Origin of the sequence: Corallococcus sp. bb12-1 (assembly GCF_026626765.1) — a bacterium.
In the GTDB taxonomy this organism is placed as follows: Bacteria; Myxococcota; Myxococcia; order Myxococcales; family Myxococcaceae; genus Corallococcus; species Corallococcus terminator.
On the sequence record NZ_JAPNJZ010000018.1, the window covers coordinates 463,992 to 487,303 of the forward strand.

The 23,312-nt window shown below is 68.2% G+C and carries 17 protein-coding genes; 9 read left to right on the top strand and 8 right to left on the bottom strand.

Annotated features, from left to right (window positions below):
• The first annotated feature begins 17 nt into the window (after positions 1–17).
• Genes OV208_RS22625 through OV208_RS22650 form a run of 6 tightly spaced genes read left to right on the top strand, consistent with a single transcriptional unit; the run spans position 18 to position 8,583 of the window.
• Positions 18–653, top strand: a complete 636-nt coding sequence (locus tag OV208_RS22625; protein WP_120540223.1) for an outer membrane beta-barrel domain-containing protein — start codon at positions 18–20, stop codon at positions 651–653.
• A complete protein-coding gene (locus OV208_RS22630; protein WP_267575956.1) occupies positions 650–2,263 on the top strand; it encodes a hypothetical protein in 1,614 nt (537 codons plus the stop codon). The genes OV208_RS22625 and OV208_RS22630 overlap by 4 nt, the downstream gene beginning before the upstream one ends.
• Positions 2,260–5,538: a tetratricopeptide repeat protein gene (locus OV208_RS22635; RefSeq protein ID WP_267575957.1), complete on the top strand. Its 3,279-nt coding sequence runs from the start codon at positions 2,260–2,262 to the stop codon at positions 5,536–5,538. Before OV208_RS22630 ends, OV208_RS22635 begins: the two co-directional genes overlap by 4 nt.
• Positions 5,535–6,038 (top strand): hypothetical protein, encoded by a 504-nt coding sequence (locus tag OV208_RS22640; RefSeq protein WP_267575958.1) that lies wholly within the window; start codon positions 5,535–5,537, stop codon positions 6,036–6,038. The genes OV208_RS22635 and OV208_RS22640 overlap by 4 nt, the downstream gene beginning before the upstream one ends.
• Positions 6,035–6,673, top strand: coding sequence for a hypothetical protein (locus OV208_RS22645; RefSeq protein WP_267575959.1), 639 nt, complete (start codon positions 6,035–6,037; stop codon positions 6,671–6,673). The genes OV208_RS22640 and OV208_RS22645 overlap by 4 nt, the downstream gene beginning before the upstream one ends.
• Positions 6,673–8,583 carry a tetratricopeptide repeat protein gene (locus OV208_RS22650; RefSeq protein ID WP_267575960.1) on the top strand — a complete coding sequence of 637 codons (1,911 nt, stop codon included), beginning with the start codon at positions 6,673–6,675 and terminating at the stop codon, positions 8,581–8,583. The genes OV208_RS22645 and OV208_RS22650 overlap by 1 nt, the downstream gene beginning before the upstream one ends.
• Positions 8,584–8,608: 25 nt before the next feature.
• On the opposite strand, the gene OV208_RS22655 is transcribed toward OV208_RS22650, so the two are convergent.
• The 4 genes from OV208_RS22655 to OV208_RS22670 form a co-directional block, all read right to left on the bottom strand.
• Positions 8,609–9,400, bottom strand: a complete 792-nt coding sequence (locus tag OV208_RS22655; RefSeq protein WP_267575961.1) for a hypothetical protein — start codon at positions 9,398–9,400, stop codon at positions 8,609–8,611.
• Complete coding sequence (locus OV208_RS22660) at positions 9,397–11,052, bottom strand: hypothetical protein (protein WP_267575962.1); 1,656 nt, start codon at positions 11,050–11,052, stop codon at positions 9,397–9,399. The genes OV208_RS22655 and OV208_RS22660 overlap by 4 nt, the downstream gene beginning before the upstream one ends.
• A 180-nt stretch (positions 11,053–11,232) precedes the next feature.
• Positions 11,233–11,721 carry a hemerythrin domain-containing protein gene (locus tag OV208_RS22665; RefSeq protein ID WP_267575963.1) on the bottom strand — a complete coding sequence of 163 codons (489 nt, stop codon included), beginning with the start codon at positions 11,719–11,721 and terminating at the stop codon, positions 11,233–11,235.
• A 16-nt stretch (positions 11,722–11,737) separates the two neighbouring features.
• Positions 11,738–12,382, bottom strand: coding sequence for a hypothetical protein (locus tag OV208_RS22670; protein ID WP_267575964.1), 645 nt, complete (start codon positions 12,380–12,382; stop codon positions 11,738–11,740).
• A gap of 56 nt (positions 12,383–12,438) precedes the next feature.
• Here OV208_RS22670 and OV208_RS22675 point away from each other — a divergent pair, with 56 nt between their 5' ends.
• The 3 genes from OV208_RS22675 (at position 12,439) to OV208_RS22685 (ending at position 15,002) form a co-directional block, all read left to right on the top strand.
• Positions 12,439–13,281 (top strand): LEA type 2 family protein, encoded by an 843-nt coding sequence (locus OV208_RS22675; protein WP_267575965.1) that lies wholly within the window; start codon positions 12,439–12,441, stop codon positions 13,279–13,281.
• Between the two features lie 14 nt (positions 13,282–13,295).
• Positions 13,296–13,994: a leucyl/phenylalanyl-tRNA--protein transferase gene (aat, locus tag OV208_RS22680; RefSeq protein WP_267575966.1), complete on the top strand. Its 699-nt coding sequence runs from the start codon at positions 13,296–13,298 to the stop codon at positions 13,992–13,994.
• Positions 13,995–14,087: 93 nt separating this feature from the next.
• Entirely contained in the window at positions 14,088–15,002 is a 915-nt protein-coding gene (locus OV208_RS22685) for a hypothetical protein (RefSeq protein ID WP_267575967.1), read from the top strand.
• A 19-nt stretch (positions 15,003–15,021) separates the two neighbouring features.
• Here OV208_RS22685 and OV208_RS22690 read toward each other — a convergent pair whose 3' ends face one another.
• From OV208_RS22690 to OV208_RS22705, 4 genes are all read right to left on the bottom strand, one after another.
• On the bottom strand, positions 15,022–15,294 hold the full coding sequence (locus OV208_RS22690) for a hypothetical protein (RefSeq protein WP_267575968.1): 273 nt from the start codon (positions 15,292–15,294) through the stop codon (positions 15,022–15,024).
• Complete coding sequence (locus tag OV208_RS22695; protein ID WP_267575969.1) at positions 15,294–15,698, bottom strand: hypothetical protein; 405 nt, start codon at positions 15,696–15,698, stop codon at positions 15,294–15,296. The genes OV208_RS22690 and OV208_RS22695 overlap by 1 nt, the downstream gene beginning before the upstream one ends.
• 145 nt (positions 15,699–15,843) lie before the next feature.
• Entirely contained in the window at positions 15,844–16,473 is a 630-nt protein-coding gene (locus OV208_RS22700; protein ID WP_267575970.1) for a hypothetical protein, read from the bottom strand.
• Positions 16,470–23,300, bottom strand: a complete 6,831-nt coding sequence (locus tag OV208_RS22705) for an RHS repeat-associated core domain-containing protein (RefSeq protein WP_267575971.1) — start codon at positions 23,298–23,300, stop codon at positions 16,470–16,472. The genes OV208_RS22700 and OV208_RS22705 overlap by 4 nt, the downstream gene beginning before the upstream one ends.
• Positions 23,301–23,312 lie beyond the last annotated feature (12 nt).

Genomic DNA, 23,312 nt, shown 5'->3' on the forward strand with positions numbered 1-23,312 from the left:
GACAGGAAACATCCCCCGTGCGATTCATCCTGCTCACCCTCCTGTGCCTGGTGCCCGGCCTCGCGCGCGCCCAGGCCGAGGAACTCGAGAACCCCGGCACCGTCTCCGCGGTGCAGGACCGCCTCTACCGCATGCACCACGAGCTGACGCTCGGCGTGGGCGTGCTGCCCGCGGACGCCTACTACAAGGGGCTCATCGGCAACGTCGGCTACACGTACCACTTCAGTGACAGCTTCGCGTGGCAGGTGGGCCGCGGCACGTACAGCTACAACGTGCAGACCAGCCTGCGCCGCCAGTTGGAGCGCGACTTCGACGTGTCCCCCACCAACACCGCCTTCGAGGATCAGGTGCAGTGGATGGTGGGCTCCGACCTCGTGTGGAGCCCGCTGTACGGCAAGACGTCCTTCCTCAACACCAACGTCATCCACTTCGAGGTCTTCCTCCTGGGCGGCGGCACGGTGGTGAAGGTGGAGCGCAGCGACGGTTTCCGTCCCGCCATCAACCTGGGCCTGGGCCTGCGCGTGTTCTCCAGCCGCAACGTGTCCTTCCGCCTGGACGTGACGAACAACACCGTCTTCGCGGGCGCGTCGCGCATCATCAACGTGCCCACCGTGCAGTTGGGCACGGCCTTCAACTTCGGCGCCACGGAATGACGTCCCGCCCGCTCATCGTCGCAGCGCTCGCCAGCGCCGCGCTCTTCGTGTTCCCAACGGTCGCCCGCGCCGCCCCGGACGCGGGCCTGCCGCCCATGCCCGCCGCGCCCGCCACCGCGAAGCCCGGCACGCCTTCGGGCCCCGCCGACGCGGGCACGCTCCCCACCGACGCGGGCACCGCTGGCGCGCCCGCCGGCCCCGCGAAGGCCGCCGTCGCGGAGGCCCCGCCGCCTCCGCCCCAGAAGGTGCCTCCGGAGACCTTCGACAACGCCCTCAAGGCGTACTTCGACGGCAAGCCGCGCGACGCCGCGGGCCCGCTGTACGCGTGGCTCCAGGCCACGCCCCGCACGGACGACAACTATGCATGGGGCCAGTTCTTCCTCGCCAAGAGCCTCATCGACCTGGGCCTGACCCACGCGGGCGCCACGTATCTGGCGCGCATCGCTCGCGAGCGCACCAACCCCAACGTGCTGCCGCGCGCGCTGGACGCATTGAAGGACCTGACGGACCGGCCGCACGACGAGGTGATGATCGACGAGCAGGTCTTCGGCGCGCTGGATCTGGGCTTCCTGCCGGAGGAGACGGGCGCGTACGCGCACTACCAGCAGGGCCTGGTGGACCTGCGCGTGGGCAACGAGCGCTGGGCCGGCACGCACTTCTCCAAGCTCCCGGAGACGAGCGCCGAGGCGAGCCGCGCGAAGTTCGCCCTGCTCGTCACCCGCCTCAAGCAGGTGAAGGATCCGCCGGATGAGATGGTGAAGGACTTCCTGTCGCTGTCCGAGGACGAGAAGCTCACCCGCGAGTCGCGCAACGAGGCCGCCCTCGCGGTGGCCCGCCTGCGCTACGAGCGCAAGGACTGGTCGGGCGCGCTGGACGCGTACGGCAAGGTGAAGCTGCCGCAGTTGGATCCGGGCCGCGCGAGCCTCTACCTGGAAGAGGCGTGGACCCGCTACAAGCTGGGCGACCTGCGCGCGTCCCTGGGCATCCTCACCACGCTGGACGCGCCGTCCTTCCGCGACGAGTTCATGCCGGACAAGTACCTGCTGCGCGCGCTCATCTTCCGCGACCTGTGCCACTACCTGCCCGCCAAGCGCGCGGCGAAGGAGCTGACGCGGCGGTACGCGGACTCACTGGAGTCCGTGCGCTCCCGCGACGACCTGAGCCAGGACGCGCGCCTGCGCCGTGCCGCCAACGCGCACGGTGGCACCAAGCGCGCCGCCCGGTTCGTGTCGCTGCTGGACCTGGAAGGAGAGCGCCTGGGCCGCTTCGCCGGCAGCTTCGGCGACCGGCTCTTCGGACACCTGACGCGGCTGTATGACCTGTCCCACGCGGAGGCCGTGCGCGTGTACGACGCCCGGCTCGCGGAGGCCGTGCGCCAGGAGGCGGACACGCTCTTGCGCGCCGCCGAACAGGTTCGCCTGATGGAGTACGAGGTGGGCCTGAAGCTGTACGAGCGCGTGAAGAAGGGCGCCCAGGTGGTGGCCGCCGAAGAAGAGCAAATGTTGTCCCCCGCGCAGGTCGCCTTCCGCTTCGACAACGAATACTGGAACGACGAGCTCAAGTCCTACCGGGTCCGCATCGAGAGCCGTTGCATCGAGGAAACCCCATGACCGGCCCGTTCACCGGCCTCATCACCGCCGCCATGCTCGCGGCCGCAGCTCCTGGCGCCGCCGGCCGCGTCGGGCCCAACCTCAACCCCATCGTCTCCAAGGCGAAGGAGCGCGACGAGCTCATCGCCAAGCTCAAGCGCGACATCTTCAAGGTGGACCGCTCCATCGGCGAGACGGAGAAGCTCATCTCCAAGAGCCGCAACGCCCCGTACCTCCCGGACCTGCAGTTCCGGCTGGCGGAGCTGTACGTGGAGAAGAGCCGCTACGTCTATTACCTCCAGGCCGAGGAGCGGCCGGAGGGCGCGTCTGGCGCCATCGTCTCCCCGGAGACGCGCCTGATGAAGCAGAAGGCGGTGCAGATGTACTTCCGCCTGCTGCGCGAGTACCCGGACTTCAAGGACGGCGACCAGGTGACGTTCTACCTGGCGCACGAGCAGCGCGAACTGGGCCAGTTCGATGAGATGCTCAAGACGTTGGGCGACCTGACGCGCAAGTTCCCCAACAGCCCGCTGCGTCTGGAATCCGAACAGATTCTCGGCGACCACTTCTTCGACAAGGCGGACCTCGTCGAAGCGGAGAAGCACTACCAGGCCATCCTGGAGCTGCCGCCGTCGCCGGTGCACGACCTGGCCCGCTACAAGATGGGCTGGATCCGCGTGAACCAGGCCAAGCACGCGGAGGCCGTCACGTTCTTCGAGGCGGCGGCCGCCAGCGCGCCCCTGCCCGGCGTGGACGTGAAGAAGGCGCTCAACGTCAAGCGCGAGGCGCTGCTGGACCTCGTGTACAGCTACACGGAGGCCAAGCCCCCCAAGGGCGCGCTCAACTACTTCGAGAAGCTCAGCGACAGCCGCGCGACCTACGCGCTCGCGCTGGACAAGCTGGGCAACCGCTACTTCATCAAGCAGCAGTACGAGTGGGCCATCCCCACGCTGCGCAAGCTGATGGAAGTGCAGCCGGACCCGGAGCTGGACCTGGAGCGCGGGCAAAAGCTGTACGACTCGCTCAAGGCCGCCAAGGGCAAGGTGCTGCCGGAGCCGGACGACATCCGCTTCCTGGTGCGCGCTTCGGTGCAGAGCAAGACGGATCCGGAGCTCGCGGAGACGGAGCGCAAGAAGCAGCTCGTGGAGCTGGAGGAGATGGCGCGCGACCTGTCCACCCAGGTGCACCTGGCGGCGCAGAAGAAGGACGAGCGCGACCTGTACGTGAAGGCCGCGGCGGCCTACCGCGAGTACCTGGGCCTGTTCCGGCCCGAGCAGTACGTGCGTCCCATCATGAAGAACCGCGCGGACGCGCTCTTCGCGGCCAAGGAGTTCCCGGACGCCGCGCGCCAGTTCGAGGAGCTGGCCCGCTACGAGGACAAGGCCAAGGCCAAGGACGACAAGGCCGTGGACGCGGCGATGTACGGCGCGCTGCTGGCCCACTTCTCCACGCTCAAGCCCGAGGAGGCCCTCAAGCGCAACGCCTTTGAAGTGGCCGACGCGCGGCAGGCCCTGAAGCTGCTGGGCGCCAATTACGTGTCGCGCTACCCGCAGAGCCCGCACGTGCTGGACGTGAAGTTCAACATCGCGCGCGCCCACTACGAGGACGGCGACTACCCCAAGGCGGCGGAGCTGTTCACCGCGTTCGCGCTGGCGCATCCGCAGTACAAGGACGCGCCGGTGGCGGGCAACCTGGCGCTGGACAGCCTCCGGCAAGTGAACGACTTCAAGAAGCTGGACGAGACGGGGCGCAAGTTCCTCGCGTCGTCGCTGCCGGCCAACTTCCGTGGGGAGGTGCAGAAGATCCTCACGCAGAGCAAGTCCGAGGCGCTGGACGAGCTGGCCCTGCAGAGCGCGCAGGAGACGGGCGACGTCATCTCCGGCCTGATGAAGGTCGCGGACGAGAACAAGAACACCGACATCGGCGAGAAGGCGCTCTATGGCGCGTTCACCGCGGCGCGCGAGAAGCGCGACCTGCCCCGCGAGCGTGAGCTGGGCACGAAGCTGGTGCAGTCCTATCCGAAGAGCCAGTACCTGTCGGACGTGCTGTTGACGTTGGGCCGGCACTCGGCCGAAGCGGCGGCCTTCACGGAAGCGGCCGGCTGGTTCGAACAGGTGGGCCAGAAGCTGGGCGGCGACCTGGCGGCGGTGGACGGCTGGATGGCCGGCGCGCGGCTGCGGCTCGCGCTGGGTGAGTACAAGGAAGCGTCCCGCAACCTGGAGACGGCGGCGGAAGCGGCCGGCGCTCGCAAGGGCGAGGTGCTGTCACTGCTCGCCGAGACGCGGCTGAAGCAGAAGGACTACGCGCGGGCGAAGACGACCGCGGAGTCCGCGCTGCGGCTGGACAAGAACAACGTGGCGGCCGCTGCGGTGCTCGCCGAGGTGCAGGCGGCGACGGCGCCCACGGCGAGCCCCGACGCGCTCATCGCCACCCTCACCGCCGCGGTGCAGGGCCCCAACGGCCAGTCGGAAGAGGCGGCCAAGGGCCTGTGGTACCTGGGGGAGATCCTGTTCCGTGGCTACAAGGACCTGCCCGCCGACAAGGTGGAGGAGAAGGTCGCCGCGCTCCAGGCCATGGAGGGCGTCTACACGCAGGCCGCGTCGCTCGGGTATCCGGAGTGGGCGGTGGCGTCGCTGTGGAAGATTGCCCTCGCGTACGGCCACATCGCGGACGTGGTGGACCAGACGCCGGTGCCGGGCGGGCTGTCCGCCGCGGAGACGAAGCAGTTCCAGGACGCGGTGAAGCAGCAGGTGGGACCGCTGAAGTCCCGCTCGGACGACGCCTTCAAGGCGTGCCTGTCCCGCGCGGAGTCGCTGGAGGTCTTCAACGCGGCAGTGCTCGGCTGCCGCAACCGCACGGACGTGGCCTCGCTGCCGGTGCCTCCTACGGCCGCGCCCACGCAGCCGGCTGCCTTGGACGATCTGCGCAAGAAGGCGGAGAAGGTGCTGTCCGCCGAAGCGCTGGAAGCCCTGGGCATGGGCTACCTGGACGCGCACCAGTACGGCATGGCGCAGCTCACCTTCGGCCGCGTGACGGAGTTGCAGGACACGCGCGCCTCCGCGCACGCCGCGCTGGGCTGGGCCATGCTCAACCTGGGCGACGCGATGGGCGCTCGGGCCGCGTACGCCAAGGCGCTGGAGGCGGACCCCACCTACGACAAGGCCCGCCTCAACCTGGCCGCGCTGCGCTGCCGCTTCGGCGACACGGACGGCGCGCGCCGCGAGCTGGCCGTGCTCAAGGACATGGGCACGCTCAACGGTCCGGACGTGGACGCGGGCTGGAAGGCGTGCAAGTGAGCGCGCGCCTTCGCTTCATCGCTCCAGCGCTGTTCGCGCTCGCCGCCGCCGCGTGTGGCGATGGCGAGGGCGGCGCGCTGGAGGGCAGCGTGACGCCGCTGTTGGACCTGCGCTACCAGCGGTCCGAGGCGCGGCTGGCGGAGGGCACGCTGGCGGTGAGCTTCGTCGAAACGCAGGGCACCGGGCAGGACGTGGTGCTCAAGGTGAGCGCGCGCGTGGCGGACATGCTGCCGGAGGATCCGGAGTACGCGGGCTCGCTGGACATCAATCTGGCGGAGCCCCTGGAGGACGGCTCGCAGCGGGGCAGCGTGGACCGCAGCGTGCTGGATGAGCCGGTGCGCCCCTTCCCGCTGCTGGCGCGCGGCAACCTCTTCGTGAAGTCCCTTCCGAAAACCCCCGGTGACCGCGTGTCGGGCGAGTTCAACGTGACCTTCGTCAACGGCACCGACGTATACTCCGGCCGCACCATCTTCGGCCGCTTCGAGGCGACCGCTCCATGAAGCGCACCCTGCTGTTAAGCCTGACCCTCCTGGCCTCCGCCTGCGGCCCGCGCTACGGCATGCGCGTGCCGGACTCGCTGGTGAAGAAGCTGCCGTACGAGACGCGCATCGAGCTGCTGGAGTCGGAGAACGACCTGGCGCTGGCCATCGACCGCGTGGACGAAGCGGACAACGAGGTCAACCGCGCGCGGGACAACATCCGCCGGGCCAAGTCCCGCCAGGAGGCCGCCGAGGACGAGGAGGACCGCGCCCCGGACGCGTCGTCGCGCGAGGTGGCGCAGTTGGCCATCGCGGAGTCGGAGTCCCGCGTGGAGTTCCTGCGCGCGCACCAGCGCCTCAACGTGGGCCTGCGCGAGGTGGAGAAGCTGTCGCTTCGTTGTGCATTCGCGAAGTTCGAGCTGGCGCGATTGACAGCGGCTCGCAAGGCGAAGGTGCAGGGCAGTGAACGCCTGGAGCCCAAGGACTACGAAGCGCAGGTCTCCGAGTGTGAAGCGGCGGTGAAGGAAGAACGCGCGGGTCTTGCCGAGGACACGAAGGAAGCGCAGACCGCGAAGGAGGCCTGGGAGGCGAAGAAGGCCGCCCTCGCCAAGAAGACCTTCGACGCACGCGCCAGCCCCTACGTGGAGAACCTGTGATGACGAACGCCACCGTCCTCATCCTCCAGTTGCTCGCTGCCCAGGCCCCCGCTCCGGAGGCCGCGCCCCCGGAGAAGCCCGCCATCGCCGCGCCGCGCGCGGACAAGCTCCCGGATGATCCGGACGCGCTCTACAAGCTGGCCACGGCCTTCCTGTCGCAGAACCAGCCGCGCCGCGCGGTGGCCCCGCTGACGAAGCTGGTGGGCCTCACCCCGGACGGCGTGCCGGCGAGGGTCGCCCTGGCGCGCGCCCTGCGGCTGTCGGGCGACGTGGACAAGGCGAAGGCGGTGCTGGACTCGGCGCTGGCGGGCTTCCCGGAAGAGGCCACGCTGCGCTCGGAGCGCGGTTTGCTGGCGCGCATCCAGGACGACACGGACGAGGCCATCACCCAGTACTCGGTGGCGACGGAGCTGGCGCCGCAGGACGCGGAGCTGCGCTTCAACCTGGGCGAAGTGCTCCAGCGCGCCAACCGCACGGACGACGCCATCGAGGCGTACCGCGAGGCGCTGAAGCTGGACGGCAAGCTGCACGTCGCGCGGGTGAACCTGGGCAAGGCGCTGGCGGAGAAGGGCCAGAACGCGGAGGCCAAGGAGACGCTGCGCGAGGCGCTGCGCCAGAAGGACGGCGACGCGGAGGCGCACTACAACCTGGGCGTCATCCTGATGCGGGAGAACGACGCGACGGGCGCGTTCGCGGAGTACAACGCCGCCATCAAGGCGGACCCGAAGCACGCGCGGGCGCAGAACAACCTGGGCGTGGTGCTGGACGGTCAGGGCAACGCGCGCAAGGCGGCGGAGGCCTTCACGCGCGCCATCGCGTTGGATCCGAAGTACGCGGAGGCGCACTTCAACCTGGGGCTCGTGTGCTTCCAGTTGGGGGAGAACGCGAAGGCGACGCGCGCCTTTGAAAAGGCGCTGCTCCTGGAGCCCCGTCGCGCGAGCGGCCCGTACACGCAGCTGGGCCAGCTCTACCTCGCGCAGGGCAAGCAGAAGCAGGCCGTCACGGCGTTCCAGAAGGCCATCGAGAAGAGCGCCGACGACGGGAAGAAGACGACGGAGGCGTACCAGGGGCTCGCGCGTGCGTACCTGGGGCTGGGCAAGGTGGACGAGGCGGTGGCCACGCTGAAGACGGCGGTGGAGACCTTCCCGGACGAGCCCGGCACCCGCTCCGGCTACGGCGACGCGCTCCGCGCCAAGGGCGACCTGGACGGCGCCATCGCGCAGTACACGGAGAGCCTGCGGCTGGCGCCCACGACGGAGAACCGGCTGGTGCTCGCGGAGGCCTACGCGAAGAAGCACGTGGGCGCGCAGGCCAAGCCCCTCTACGAGGCGGTGCTCAAGGAGGATCCGAACCACCGCGGGGCGAAGCTGGGGCTCGCGGACCTGCTGCTGGCCATGGGCGACTACGTGGCGGCGGAGAAGCTCCTGACGCCCGCCGCGGGCGAGGAGCCGGACACGGCGGCGCTCGCGCGGCTGGGCATCCTGCACTCGCGGCGTGGCCGGCCGGACCTGGCCGTGCCGGAGCTGGAGGCGGTGGTGGCGAAGGACCCGGCGCAGTTGGAGGCCCGCGCGGAGCTGGGCTTCCTGTACCTGCGCGGTGGTGACGAGTCGAAGGCGGTGCAGGTGCTGAGCGACCTGCTGGCGGTGGAGCCGCGCAACTCGCTGGGCCTGCTGTACCTGGGCCACACGCTGTACCGGCAGGGCAAGGCGAAGGACGCGGAGAAGTCCTTCCGGGGTGCTTCGCAGGTGGACCCCATCGCGGGCGAGCCGCACTTCGCGCTGGCGCAGTTGCTGGAGTCCACGGGCCGCAAGGACGAGGCGAAGAAGGAATACGCGGAGGCGGTGCGGCTTCAGCCCGACCACGCGGACGCGAAGACGGCGTTGCAGAAGCTCGCAGCCGACGTGCCCTGAAGTCTCACGGGACCGGACCCGGGGTTCACTCGCGGGCCCGCATGAGGCTGTCGGGAAGAGGAGGCCCTTGGGGGACGGGAAGTGCTGCTTCGGCGAGCGTCCGTCCAAAGGAATAGCGGGCCTCCGCGTGGACTCCGAAGGACTCACCTTCGGCGCTCGCCAGCAGCACGAGGTCCTCTTCGGGACGCGTGCCCGCGGGAAGGTGCAGCGTCCAGGAGACTTCCTCCACGTCGGCCTCCAGGACCGCTGGCGACATGGGGCCGTCCTGGAGCAGGACCCGTGAAGGCACGCGCAGGGAGACCCGCACGGGAGCGGTGAAGCCGGGGCTGCGCTCCAGCCGCGCGACGAGCCGCACGGAGTCCTCGCGCGACTCCACCACCCGCCAGGAGACATGCAGGGGCGCGGGGATCCTGGCCGAGGTGTGAAGCACCGTCGGCGGTGATGCCGCGCTGTCCGCTGAGGAAGCGTCATCCCCCGAGTCCGGCGTGAGCGCCACGGAAACGGTGCTCGGGGAAGAAGCCAGGTCGTGCGGCTTTCCAGCACGGGGTGCCGAGCCCTGCCCTTCACCCGACAGCGCGTCCCGTGCGCCATCCGCGCGCGCGAGGAGGGAGGCCGGACGTGCCGACAGGTGCGGTGTCCGCGAGGAACGCTGGGGCACCTCCTCGGCCTGGGGTGGCGGCTCGGAAGCCCGTGGCAGCTTCTTGCGCCGCGCACGGTCCACGCCCGAGGCCATGCCCGCCGACAAGGCCCCCACGAGGGCCAGGGCCAGCATGGCGCCCGCCAGCCGTGTTCGCAGTCGGGAGCGAGGCAGCTTCATGGGCACAGGGGCTCGTGGCTGGGATACGGGAAGGCGGAGGCGGGTTCGGTGGCCGCATCCACGAGGGTGCGCGCAAAGCCCTGGCACACCAACGCATCCAGGAAGTCCGCGAGGAACGGCGAGGACCTGCCGGTGTCCACCACGTCCGTGAGCGCGCCCTTCGCGTCCCGGCTCCAGGTGTGCCGCGTGTAGCCCCGCGCCCAGGGAGCGCGGTTCATCGAGGGCGCGGCGAGCGCGTCGTACAGCGGCTGACTCGACGGAGTGGCGGTGGCGGTGCGGTAGAGGATGGCGGCCACCTCGTTTTCATCCACGCGTTGCAGCAGGCCCTCCTCCGCGTGCGGCCGCGTCCAGGGACTCACCGACGAGGCGCGCGCGGACAGGTCCACCCAGAACATCGTCCCGCCCTGCCGGTCGTAGTAGCGCGGGCTGCGCCGTGCGTCGGCGCTGAACCATGTGGCCCAGCCCTCGCTCCACGCCTGTCCCGGAAAGGTGGGCACGCCCACGTAGTGCGGTCCACCCTCGTCGGGGCTGGAGCCCCGGCTGGCCATCACCCAGTGCCCCAGTTCGTGCATCACCATCGCGTCCGACCACCACGCCGCATCCGAGTCCCCGGGCAACCACACCTGCGCGGACCACTCGCGGCCCACCGCCGTCACGGGCCACTGGGCGAAGCACGCGCCGCAGGACCAGGTCGTCCCGAAGCCCAGCCACGCCACCACGGGCAGGCCGTCCCGCCCGTTGTAGCGCTCACGCATGCGGCGCCACGCCGTGCCCAGCACGTCGAACACGGCCGCCGCGCCAGAGCCCTCCGCTTCGGTGAGGGTGAGCGTGGGTTGCTCCGACAACTCGCGCGTCGTGCGCGCCCAGCTCCAGATGCGAGCCGCGTCTCCTGGCGCTGTCGGCACCGCTTGCGCGCCCGGCAGTCCGGGATCCGCCACGGCGTAGGCCACCTCGCCGTCGCGGCCCCGCCCCGCCGCGTACACGACGATGCGGTCGTCCTCGTTGGAGGTGGAGGGCACCTTCAGCGTGAAGCGTCCGGCGTCGTCCGTCACCTGCGAGTCCAGCACGGTGCGACTCTGGAAGGACACGATGAGGAAGCCCTGCGCAGGCACGGTTTGCGCGTCCAGCGTCCAGGCGCGGAACTCCGCATCCGGGAAGCGGCGGGCGTAGCGCACCGTACCGCTCAGCGTGGGGCCGGGCGCGCCGCAGAAGCCCCGGCCCGGCGCGGCTTCACAGCCGGCGTCGCAGGCCCGAGAGGTCCACCGGCCGTTCAAACACACCTGCAAGCCCCGGGACTCCGTGCACCGCGAGACACCATCGACACACGCGGAGCCCGTGACACAGGCCACCGAGGGCGCTTCGACACAGGTGGTGTCAGCGGAGCAGTCCTCCCGGTGCACGGCGCCGCCTTCGCAGCGCTCCAGCACGCGAGGCCCCAGGCACCGCGATGGCGCCGGAAGCTGATCACACGCCAGCGCGGGGCGAAGCGATTCCTCGGGTCGCGAGGAGACACAGGCCAGGCAGGCCACGCCCTCGCAGTCGGCGGCGCACGGCGTCAGTTCCACGCCCGGGTCGCAGCCCGTGAGGCCCAGGGCCACGAGCGCCCAGAAGCAGAACCCTGTCAGCCACCGCGCCAGAAGCCCGCGCCCCACCGTGAGGAAACCTCGTTCGAGCCGCCCCTCTGAGTCAGGGCCGGATGCGTGCGAAAGACAGCACGCGCGCCCTAAAGCCCGGCATAGACAGGCGGCCTACAGCCCCCCTGCCCGCCCGCTCATCCGGGAGCGCCCCCTGAAGGTCCGTGCCTCCGGATGCATCCACCCGTGCGACACCTGCTACCGCGCAGGAGGCTCCGCACGAGCGAGGAACGCGGCCAGCAACGCCTGTCGCTCCTCCTCCCCCAGCACTGAATCCAACGCGGGGAACAGGTACGTCTCCTCGCGCAGCGAGTGGTGGTGCTCCAGGTGCTTGAACGTGCTCTCCATGTCGAACACCCGCAGCACCGCGCGGCGGTAGTCCGCAGCGGAGGGCTCCAACGCGTCCACCGCGTCCTGACACTTCGCCAGCAGCTCCAGCATGCGCTGGTGCTCGCCAGTGAAGAGCTCCGGCGCGGCCCCGCGAATCCTTCCGGCCCGGGGCAGCTCCGGCAGCAGCAGCGCCTCTTCGGCCTCCAGGTGCCGCGTGAGGTCCTCGCGGTAGCGCGACAGCCGCTCACGGGCCACGGGCAGCTCCATGCCCATCAGCGCTTCCTGGTGCAGGAGGAACAGCTCCTCCAGTGCGCGGTGGAGCGCGCCAAGGCTGACGAAGTCGGAGGGCACGGACATCACGGGTGACGCGCCTTCAGTGCACCTTGTCGTCGCGGGCGCCCGTCTCGCGGACCACCCGGGGACGCGGCGTCACCATGCGGGCCACGCCGGAGAAGAGCTGCTCCTCGGTGTAGACCTTGCGCACGCGGCGCTTCGCCATGCGCGGGTCGTACGCGGGGCCCGGACGCTCCAGCCATTGCAGCACGCGCACCTCGCCCGAATGGGCCAGGGCGGTGAGCAGCGCCTCCGGACACAGCTTGAGGTAGCGCCGCACCAGGGGCCGCAGCCGACGACCGAACTCGTCGCCCAGCTTCGCGTGACGGCGGCCCGCATGCAGCGTGCCGTCGAAGCGGCGCGACATGTGGAAGAGCTCGTGCATCAGCGTCTCCAGCCGCGCCTTCGCGGTGGAGCCCCGGAAGAAGAGCGGCCGCAGCGTGATGCAGTACAGCATGCGCCGGTCCCGGATGCGCACCACCGGCTTGCGCCGGCCCGCCTTGTCCACGCTCTTGCCGCCCTTGAAGCACAGCGGCTTCACCGTGCCACGTGACGCCCTCCGGGCCTCGCCCGCGACCACCAGGATGCGGCCCACCTTCACATGCCGGAACTCGGGCATGCGGGCGGCGATGTCCCGGATGAGGGAGCGCAGGGTGCGGTTGAAGTTGGGACGTCGGGGAGCCACGGTTGGTGGACAGTCTAGCGGAAAACCCCTTGGGGCCAGCCCCCCGCCTCCCCAGAATGTCCAACGTGAATCGCTCGACCTGCCGGCTGTCCGTGGTGTCCGTGGTGTTCGCCCTCCTTGCCGGGTGTGCTTCCGCCCCGGTCCGCTCCGGCGGCCCCCCCGCCCTCACGGCGCAGGAGACCGCCGTGGTGTCCCAGGGGCTCACCGACGCCGCCGTGCGCTACACCGGGCAGGTGACGGGCACCGCCAACGGCGTGATTGAACGCGCCGACTACGAGCTGGTCTCCGACGGACAGGTCATCAAGACGGGCACCGCGAAGCTGGGCGTGCCGTTCGCGCCGGGCACGCCCGCGGACTTCTCCTTCGAGGAGCGCTCCTCCTACGTGAAGAGCCCCGAGGACCTGACGCGCCTGAGCGCCCAGGGCGGCACGGTGCTCATCGCCCTGCGCGGCACGCTGGTGGTGCGCACGGGCGACACCGAGGACACCCTGCCCTTCGCCGCGAGCCGCGCCGTGCGCGTGCCCCGCCTCCCGGAGATCATCGTGGAGGGCCTGGACGGCGCGCGCTATTCGCCCGAGGAGGTGCAGCTCAACCTGCGCCTGGGCGTACGCAACCCGAACCCGTTCCCGCTGCGGCTCGACTCGCTCACCTACCAGGTCTTCGTGGCGGACAAGCCGCTGGAAGAGGGCACCGTCGCCCAGGCGGACACCGTGGATGCGTCCGCGACGGGCGTGTACCCGGTGGAGGTATCGGTGACGCAGCAAACGTGGGGGCCGGGCGTCAAGGCGCTCATCGCCAAGGGAACCCTGCCCTACAGCGTGAAGGGCGAGGTGAAGGGCCCCATGCTGCAACTGCCCTACACCCTGAAGGGTGACGTGAAGCTCAACGTGTCCCGCTAGACTGGGGCGCGAAAGTGCCCATCTACCTGTTGAGCGATGACGAGCCGGAGCTGTTTCCCCCTCCGGGCAAGGCGGACAAGAGCGGTCTTCTGGCGGTGGGCGGAGACCTGCGCCCGGAGCGCCTGGTGGCCGCCTACGCGCAGGGCATCTTCCCCTGGTACAGCGAGGGGCAGCCCATCCTGTGGCACTCGCCCGACCCGCGCTTCGTGCTGGAGCCGGCGAAGGTCCACGTGGGCCGCTCGCTGCGCAAGGTGATGAACCGGGGCACGTACACCGTGCGCTACGACACCGCGTTCGCGAAGGTCATCGACGCGTGCTCGCGCGTGCACCGCCCCGGGCAGGACGGCACGTGGATCACCGACGCCATGAAACAGGCGTACATCACACTGCACGGGTTGGGGCTCGCACACTCGGTGGAGGCGTGGGACGATGAGGTGCTGGTGGGCGGGCTGTATGGCGTGTCGCTGGGCGCGGCGTACTTCGGGGAGAGCATGTTCGCGCTCGCACCGGATGCGTCGAAGGTCGCGTTCGCCACGGCGGTGGAGCGCTTCAAGGGCTGGGGCTTCCACCTCATCGACTGTCAGGTGGAGACGGAGCACCTGGAGCGCTTCGGCGCGGAGACGTGGCCACGCAAGCGCTTCCTGGCGGCGCTCGCGGAGGCGCTGAAGGAACCCACCAGGAAGGGTCCCTGGACGGAGGTCGAACCGACGTAGCAGCACGGTGCGCCCCGGGAATTTTGAAGTCCTGGTGAACACGAAGGCGCGTCCATAGACTGCCGGCTCCTCATTCTCCTGGAGTCGCCGCGGATGGATGTCCACTACACCTGGATTGGCCCACCGCCGACGGATCGCCAGCGAGACATCGCCGAGCCCAAGCTGCTGGCGGCCCGCGTGGGCTCGGGCGTGAAGATCTACTTCTGGTGTCTCGACGCGCAGGTCGCGGCGTACACGCGGGACTTCGCCGCGCACCCGAACGTCACGGTGCGGGGCATGCAGGCGTTCCTGGCGGGGGCCACGAAGACGGCCTACCGCTGGTACTACTGGTACAAGGAATCCGACGACTGGGCGGTCGCGGCAATGACAGACATCCTCGACTGGGGATTGGCCCTGGCGACGCCGCCCTCGTATCGAGCGTTCGTGAAGGACGCGTGGTCACTCTTCCTCATGTACACCTGGGGCGGCTACGTGCTGGACGCGGGCGTGGGTCCGCACGGAGGCGGCGCGTTCGCGCTCCCGGAGCCCAAGGCGTTCATGGGTCCGTCGCTGACCCAGGACGACGCCCTGATGATGCGCCGCTTCACGTTGTCGCGGCTCGCGGGCTGGCAGGCGCAAGGTGACGTGACCTTCAACGAGGCGCGCGCGGACGAGGTCTGCGAAGCGATGCACTACGGCGCGGCGGACGACGGTGAGGGGGAGACGTGTCCCCAGCTGGAAGTGTGGATGCTGGCGAGCCCCCGCTATTCGAAGGGGGCCTGGGCGGCTCTGAAGCAGTACTGCGTCGTGTGGAAGGAGATGCAGCAGAACAACGAGCTGGTCAGCGTTACCGCGCCCCAGGTGTTCCGCTACCTCATCGCCGGATCCGTCTACAACGGGCTGACGCACGGGCATAACGGCGCGCTGCCACGGACTTCATTGTGGTTCTGCCAAAGCGGGCAGAACGGCACCGTGGAAGTGCCGGTCCTGAAACTGCGCAAGACGTATCATGGGTCCAGCGCGCACTGAGCGGTACGGCATCGCCCCTTCACAAAGGGCGAGGGCACCGTCGAAGCGCTTCTTCCCGGGTGCGTTCGAGCACTGCGGCGGGCACCTCGTGCTCCTCGCCCAGGTCCAGCTCCGTCAGGGGTTGGTCCGCCAGCCATTCAGGATGTGCTGCATCTCCCCACCGCCACACAGCGCCGTAGACCTCGATCTGGCGACGGGGCCACCCGTCCACGACCTCCAGGAAGGCAAAGCCCTCCCCATGTTCGGACTCAGCGACATGCTTGAAGTACCGCAGCTCCATTAGCGACTCCATCACTCCTGGGACGGCCACGCGCGCAACGCCGACCAATCATTCCGTGGACGATCCTCCACGAACGCGATGCGCGCGAAGTGCTCATCGAAGAACCGAAGCATGCCGTACGAGTGGAGCAGGAACCTTCCCTGCTTCGCGTCCGAGAACATCACCACCCTCAAGACAAATGAATCCCCAGCAGGGCTTCGCACCGGCTGGACCCAGAAGTCGGGCTGGGACAGCGACTGCCCGAGACGCGCAAGATCGTCGTCGGAAACAAGGTTCACCGCTCCGACCGTCCGGATCCTCCACTCCTGGACCCAGGTCCCGTCCTCCTGAGCCTTCGCCTCAGGGAAGACGACCTTCACGATATTCGCGGCATCCTTCGAATAGTCATCGACCACGAAACCCTCCTGGGAGTTCAAGCCCCCCATGGCTCCAGCTCACACAGGGCGGTGTGTGCTGGAGCCAGCCTCGAACTTCATCGGCGGCTGCGCGGGCACTGCGTCTTGCCCGCGAAACCAGACACAGCGATGCGCCAGACTTCAGCACGGCGCACGGGTGAAGCCATCATGAGGGCAGCGTGCGCGCCTGAACCCCCAAGGGTATCGAGGGGAACGCGCCAGCCCATACTCGCCTGATTGCGGCCAACAAAGCCGTCCCCTCGGCATTGCGCGGCGCATCCATGGCGACGTGCTGCTCCCAGTAGGGGAAATGCGCGAACACGGTTTCATGGTTCGCCACAACCTCCCCGTGGAAGTCCATCAGGCTGTACCTGTGAATTCCCCGGAGAGCCTCCAACTGGGCGCCAGCATCCTTGCCGCGCAGGGAGAACGCATTCGGCACGCGCCCCACAAAACCAGGCCCGAAGTACGCGGCGGCCAGGCGAATGATGCCCTGGATGTGGGAATTGAACTCATCCAGAGCCTCGGCGGGCACCCAGAGTTCCTGATGTATCCGTCCTCCAACCTGATGAGGCTCGAACAGTTTCGAGTACTCATCATCAACATCAAAAACCATCACATACCCCACCAACCCCTCACCCGCCGCATTCCAGTCGCGAGCAATCTGAATGGCGTACTCCTCATTGAGCACAGGGTAGAAAATGGGCTGTCCAGGCAGCCGTGGCGGGAAACACCTCAACCCCGAGCGATAGATCAACAGAAGCTCTTCAACACCCACGGGACGATAGAGAATCAATGAATCACCTTGATCCCACCCAGGAACCAATCATAAAAACCAGGGAACTCATACACGTCAATCCCCACGGCTCGACCCACCCCACCCGGATCAGGGTGTTCTGTCATAAAGGGAAGCTTCTCCGTCGGAATATCAACATATGTCTTCATATAGGTGCGATCCGGATTTGCCTTGATAAATGAATCCAGGTCAGCCTCAAGGAAAGCAAACCTCTTGAAGGTCGAATTCGGGTGGATATTGTAATCGCCAAATCGAAAAACATCAGCCAACTCGTCTGGCTCGACGGCCCGCCAGAGCCGCGTCGTCGAGCGCCCTCCGCCCTTCAGGGCGATACCCGCCCCATCCGTCAGACTCCCTGCGACAGCAACGGTCGCAACGGCGGCCATAGTTCCATTGAATCCAGCACTTCGGTAGTTACCATTATACCAAGCATCTTCCGCCTTGGAGAAGGCAGTCCAAGCACTGAACACGGGGACGACCGAATCAATGGCTCCCCGTCCAGCCCCCAGCACTCCGCTCTTGGAGTAGCCCGCGATCCCAGCTCCAAAAGCAACAGTCACCGGCTCCAGGCTCATGTAGGCCACGGGGTAGGCGGCGAACAGCGCCCGCTCCTGCCAGGACTTGTTGACTTCATGATCCCAAGCGGAATTCGCAAGGTTGGAGACGGCTTGACTGGAGCCATCGCTCACATCATCCATTTTCTGCGCGGTGCCGTTCCAATCCGAGATTCCCGTGACGATCTCAACAATCCCATGGGCCGCGGTAACGGCCGTGTCAGCCAGCCAGGCACCAATTGCGGCCGCAGGATTGGTCAGGTCCAGTCCCACTCCACCGCCTCGCCCGCCGCACCCGTAACAACCCGTGACGCCTTCGGCGGTGAAGCCCGAGGGGTCCGTCATCGACAGGGGATTGTTGAAGACGTAGCTGTAACGGTTGTACCCCTGGCTGGAGAACGGCGCGGAGACGAACGGATCCGCCGACAGGAAACGTCCCGCGCGCGGGTCGTAGAGCCGGCCTCTCATGTTCACCAGCCCGGACTCCGCGTCGTCCTCATGGCCCGTGAAGCCCAGGCGGATGGAGTCCGTCGTCGGCAGCACCCGTTGCGTCGGATTCAAGGGGTTCGCCTGCGCGCCGAAGGGCTGATACTTCCGCCGCTGGACCATGCCTCCCGCCTGGTTCGAGAGGGTCTCGATTGAGCCCAGGTGGTCGCCGTGGAGATAGAGGGTCTCGGCGTTGAATCCACCCCCTGCCGCCGTCCACTGCACCTGGGCTACCGGCCCGCTCGCCCCGGGAATCAGGAAGACGTGCGAGACGACACCCGCCGTCCCCCGCTTCTCGTAGAGCCCCGACACGTAGAGGGTGGAGTCCCCGTTGTTGCGCAGCTTCAAGACCCGCTTCTGGAAGGCGTCGTACGTGAAATCCAGCCGCCCCGCCTGCGCCGACTCCAAGACCTTGGGCAGGCTGAACGACGTGTACGTCACCTGGCGGTAGTCCCCGTTGGGCGCCGCCCAGGAGAGCTGATTGCCGGCGTCGTCATACCCGAACACCTCTCCGCCCATCCCGGTCATCGCGTTGGGACCAGCCCCTGCTTCGCCATACCGGTAGCCCTGCTGCTCGGTGAACGCGTCCGGCCCTTGCTGGACCACGTTGCGCTGCAACAGATTGCCGACGTTGTCGTAGGCGAAGCTCGTCGCCGAGGTATTGCAGGCAGTCTTCACATCCCACGTCGTCAACCGGCTCAGCGCGTCGTAGGAGAAGCTCTCCTGGACATTGGCCAGCATGTCATTCCGGAGACGGAGCTGCCCCCCTGAATGCCATGCATAGGCGAGCCGCTGGAGCGTGCCCTGGCTGCCCTGGGACTCGATGAAGCGGAGCCGCCCCTGATTGTCATAACGGCTCAGGGACGAAACACCGTTTCCGAAGAGCTCCCGCGTCAACTGCCCCGCGGCGTTGCTCTCCAGGGCGCGCCAGTAGGACTGCCCCGTCACCGTGTCGCGGATCCCGCTGAACCGCCCGTTGTGGCTGTTGTACTCAAGGGTCGTCCCCAGACGCAGCTGGGAGTCGACCTGCGGGTAGATGAGCGAAGCCATGCGCCCGTAGGCGTCGTAGCCCCGGTCGACCCGGTACGTGCTGCCCCCCCCATCCACACTCGTGGCCTCCCACAGTGAGCGGCCCAAGGCGTCGTAGCCATACGTCAGCACCACATCCGTCGGGCTCGAAGTGGCGGAAGGACCGGACCTGCTCCAGGCCGGGGCCCCCACGCCAAACGGAGCGGTGTCCCATTCGAAGCGCGAGACGCCCTCCGGCGTCTGCACCGACACCGGCCGTCCCAGGAAGTCACGAATGAAGGTGGTGACGTTCCCCAGGGAGTTGGTCTGCTCGCGGACGGCGCCCAGGGCGTCGTAGCGGGTCTCGGACGCACCTGCCTCCGGCGTCACGAGCCTCGTGCGGCGCCCGAGGACGTCGTAGTTCATCGTGGTGAGGTTGCCATTGGCATCCTCCACCGAATCCACCACTCCGAAGGGGCCGTAGCTCAGGTGCGTGATGACGGCACTCTGGGGATTGCCCACCGTCTTGTAGTCCTGGCTTTCCACCACCTGCCCACGGGCATTCACCACCAGCACCCGCTCCGACGTTCCACTCCGCTGCCGGACGTTGCGCCCTTCGTATTTGCGCCACTCCTTGATGGTGCCACCAGCCTCCTGCTGGAGAGGCCGTCCCGCCTTGTCATAGGTGAAGACGGTGAACGCGGGCGCTTCCCGGTCGGAATAGGGGAAGGACTGCCGCCACAGGCGTCCCAGCGCGTCGTACTCCCGGGACGCATGGCTCCAGGTCCCATCCGAAGCCCGCTCGCGCTCCTCGACGAGGCGCTCGAAGCCATCCAGGAGGCTCACGTGTTCCCCGCCGCCGTCCTGCTTCACCGTGACGGTCGTCCGGGACTGCTCCTTTCCGTAGCTCACGGTCCTGTGCGCCGCGGACGCCACCGCCTGGCTTCCCACCCGGTGCGGGGCACCCTGCCTTCTCAGGCGACCCAATCCGTCGTAGCGCCATTCCTCGCGCACGCCATTGGCGTCCTCCTGGATGGCCAGCACGCCCAGGCCCGGGTGATACAGCCGCTCCATGCGGTGTGACGGAGCCGAGAGGTCGTCGGCCAGGAACGTCTGGTCCACGACTGGGAAGATGCGCTCCACCGGGTCGTACTCGCGAAGCGAGAACGACTTGACGATGCCCTGACGGATCCGCTGCTTCTGGGACGTCACCTGTCCTGTCGCATCCCGTCCCACCGTCGTCGCCAACCAGACGTCGGCGCCCGCCGTCCCCGTCGCATTCGGTTCGACGACGACCTTGTGCAGCAGGTTGGAGTCCGGGCACTGCTCCGTCTCTTCCTCCTGGTACTCATGCTGCGTGCAGTAGCTGTAGCGCACGGTGCGCGAGGCAACGCCTCCCGCTGGATGTTGCGCATCTTGTGGAATGCTGTCGGTTTCGGTCCTGGACATCGGCATGCCCAGCGTCCAGTTGGGCGTGTAGTTCGAGTAGCTCACCTCCGCCCGATGGCGGTTGGGGTTCATGTCCTGGGCATCATTCGCCACGAGCGTTTCTTCGCTCACGATGTTGCCGTAGGCATCACAGTCCCGGTTCGTGACGACATCCCGGAGCTGGCCCTGCTCGCTGTCGGACTCCGAAGAGAACCCGAGGGTCGGGCACAGGAACTTCGTGCGGTTCTCGGGCCCGTTGCGCAGCTCCCATTTCCGGGTGGTCTGCCGCGAAAGGGTCACACTGGCGGACGCGGGAATCGAGGTCGTCTCCAGGTAGGGCAAGCGTGCCCAGGGATAGAGCGACCCGGCCTGCCGGGCGTTGTCCATCCGCACCGTGGACGTCTGCAGGGTGGTCGAGTCGTAGGTGGTCCTGGAGGCGAAACCCAGCCACCCCTGGCCTCGAAGCGCATAGCGGCTGTCCGCGTAGCTGAAGCTCGCGTAGCGGCTTCCCCCCTTGCCATCCGGGGCCTGCAGGCTTCCGACGACCGGGAGCGCGGACGAGGCACAGTACTGGGGATAGGTGCACGTTCCCGGCGTGTAGAGCGCGGTGCCGAACCGGAAGTCCGTCAACGCCCTGTAGCCCACCGTCGTCCGGTTGCCATTGGCGTCCAGCACCGCCTTCATCAAGTCGGGCCGGATGTTCTGGCGGCGGTAGATTTGAAGCGAGAACTCGTTGAGGTTTCCGGTGGGCTCCGCCTGCACCAGGTCCGTGAGGCCATCGCCGTCGACATCCAACAGGCGCGACAGGCGGTAGCCAAAACCGGTTCCCGGCTGCGTCTGGGGCTGGAGGGCACCACCACTGCCCGTGCTGATTCCCGTGGGGACGGTCGTCAGGGTCCGCGGCACGAAGCCACTGCCCGTCGACTCGAGGACCGTCACCTTCGAGCGGTTCACGGAGTTGGGATAGACCCCGTCATTGAACGAGTCCATCAACAGGAGGTCCTGTTTGCCGTCCATGTTGAAGTCCAGGATGCGGACCCCGTTGTCGATGTAGCGCCCCTCGTTGACCTGGACGGGGCTGGGCATCGCGCCCAGCGGAATGTCGAGGTGCACGGGCGACAGGTAGCCCACGCCCGTGTTCAGCGAGAGCAGGAGATCCCGGGGCGTGCGCACTCCGCCGATCTTGGCCTCCTTCGCCATGCTCACGACGTCCTGGAGGCCATCGCCGTTGACGTCCAGGAACCACCGCTGCAGGTGGTGATAGGGGCCCTGGGGCCGCTGGATGTAATCCCAGGGCAGGGCCGCCAGGGTGGCGACCGCCTCCGCGGGACACGACGTCCCCGCGGGTCCACCGGAGCACGGCGTCGGAGCGACCTCCACCGCCGAGTAGAACTGCTCGAAGCCATCCACCGTCGCGGTGGAGGCAGGCTGCCGCAACAACACGTCGACGGCGCCATCCCCGTCCATGTCCGTCGCGAAGCCGCCGGGCGCCGCGGTCCGAGCGAAGTCCCCTCCGATACGGGTGGGCGCCGAGAAGGTCACCCCGGCATTGGTGGTGGTGTTGAGGCGGTAGCTCCAGTTCGCGACGCTCGCGGACGCAATCGGCTGGCGCGAGCGCAGCAGGTCCGGCCGGCCATCGCCGTCCAGGTCCGCGACGTGCATGATGGGGGCCGGTACGTCCTGCACCGAGTCGTAGCAGAGGTCGTAGAGTTCCTCGCCGCTGTTCCACTTCGCTTCAAAGCCAGACCCCGTGGAGCGGTAGAGCTGGTAGTGCCCGTCACAGGGAGCCGTGGGATGACCGGAGTTCACCCGGTTCAAGCCGATGATGTCGGTCTTCCCATCCATGTCCATGTCGACGGTGATCAGCTCATCCAGCGAATCCCCCACCACGGCCCTGGGGAGGTTGTTGGCGGCCTGCGCGGGGCCGAAGCCCAGCCCGGTCGAGAGCCGGTACCTCCAGACAGGAGGCAGACGCACGCCATTGCTCGTCACGCCCGTGTATCGGTAGAGGATGTCGGCCCGGCCGTCCCCATTGATGTCCAGCGTCTGGAGCGTCCAGAAGTCGAGGCCCAGATAGTCAGCGCTCTGGAGGGGATCGTTCGGGTAGACGACTCCGTTGGCGGCCATGTCCGTGATGCCCGTGTTGATCTTCTCGTAGTAGTCGTCGCGATACGGCTCGATGCCCTTCTCCCACTCGAACTGGAGCGGGCTGCGGCAGACCTCCTTCCCGTCGCACTCCTCGATGCTGGTCAGCAGGCTGCGCTTCGAAATGCTGTCGTTCCGGTAGGTGAAGCGGTACTCGCGGAGCCGTTCGATGACCGCGCCCTGGGAATCCACCGGGGCCGCCATGGAGATGTGGGTCAACCGCTGGGAGGACCTCAGCTTCAAGCCCGCGACGTAATGGACATCCGCGTCCGGCCGGTCTTCGTAATGAAAGCTGACGCGCCGGAGCGGCTGGAGCTGGGGGACGGTCGCCGTCGAACCCGTGTATTCGATGGAGGACGGCACCTGCTCGACGGCGGAGTCATTCTCCGTCCGGGTGTAGAGCACGCGCATGAAGTTGCCGCTGCGGTCCTCGACCTTCGAGACGGACCAAGCGTACCGGACGCGAGGCGCCCCGGTGTACGTCGCGGAAACCCATGAAGGAGGAACGGCCGAGACGATCACCCGAGAGCCCTCCACCACGGAGCCTTCCGCGGCCCCGCCATAGCCGCCGTAGGTGAGGATCTGCCCATCGCGGGTGCGGACCTCGAACTGCTTCGGGCTGTGCGCGTCCGCGTCGGTGACCGTCACCTGCGAGAAGCTGTCGATCTCCGTCCGGTACTTCGCGCCGATGGAGCCCGCGGTTCCGGTGATGAGCACCAGCCGCGCCCCGTCCAGGCAGAGGTCATCCGCCTGGGTGAACTGCAGGGGCAGGCGCTTGCCCGCCCCGTCCAGTGAGGGATTGCAACGGGTGATGCGGGAGAAGCCGCTCACGGACCAGCCCATGCCCAGCAGGCCATTGCCGCCCCGGCTGTTGTAGGACAGCGTCGGCGACGGCTGGATGCCCGCCCGCCCCGGCGGAACCCACAGGGGCAGGGCATAGGTCGCGGCACCGTCCGTGGAGACATCCAGACGGCCCACCGTGAGTCCCGTGGCGACGCCGTTCACGGTCTCCGTGGGCAGGACCGTCGACGCGGGCAGCGTCAGGCTTGTCGCCCCGTCCAGATGGGACGAAGCCGCCCTGCGTGCATCCTCCACCGGGAGGGGGCCGCAGCTGCTCAACACCTGCACGAGGTACAGCGCCAGGACGGATGAGGCGAGGAACTGCTTCGAACGACGTGAACCTGAATTCCTGAGATCGGTTTCCATCACATCCCCCCC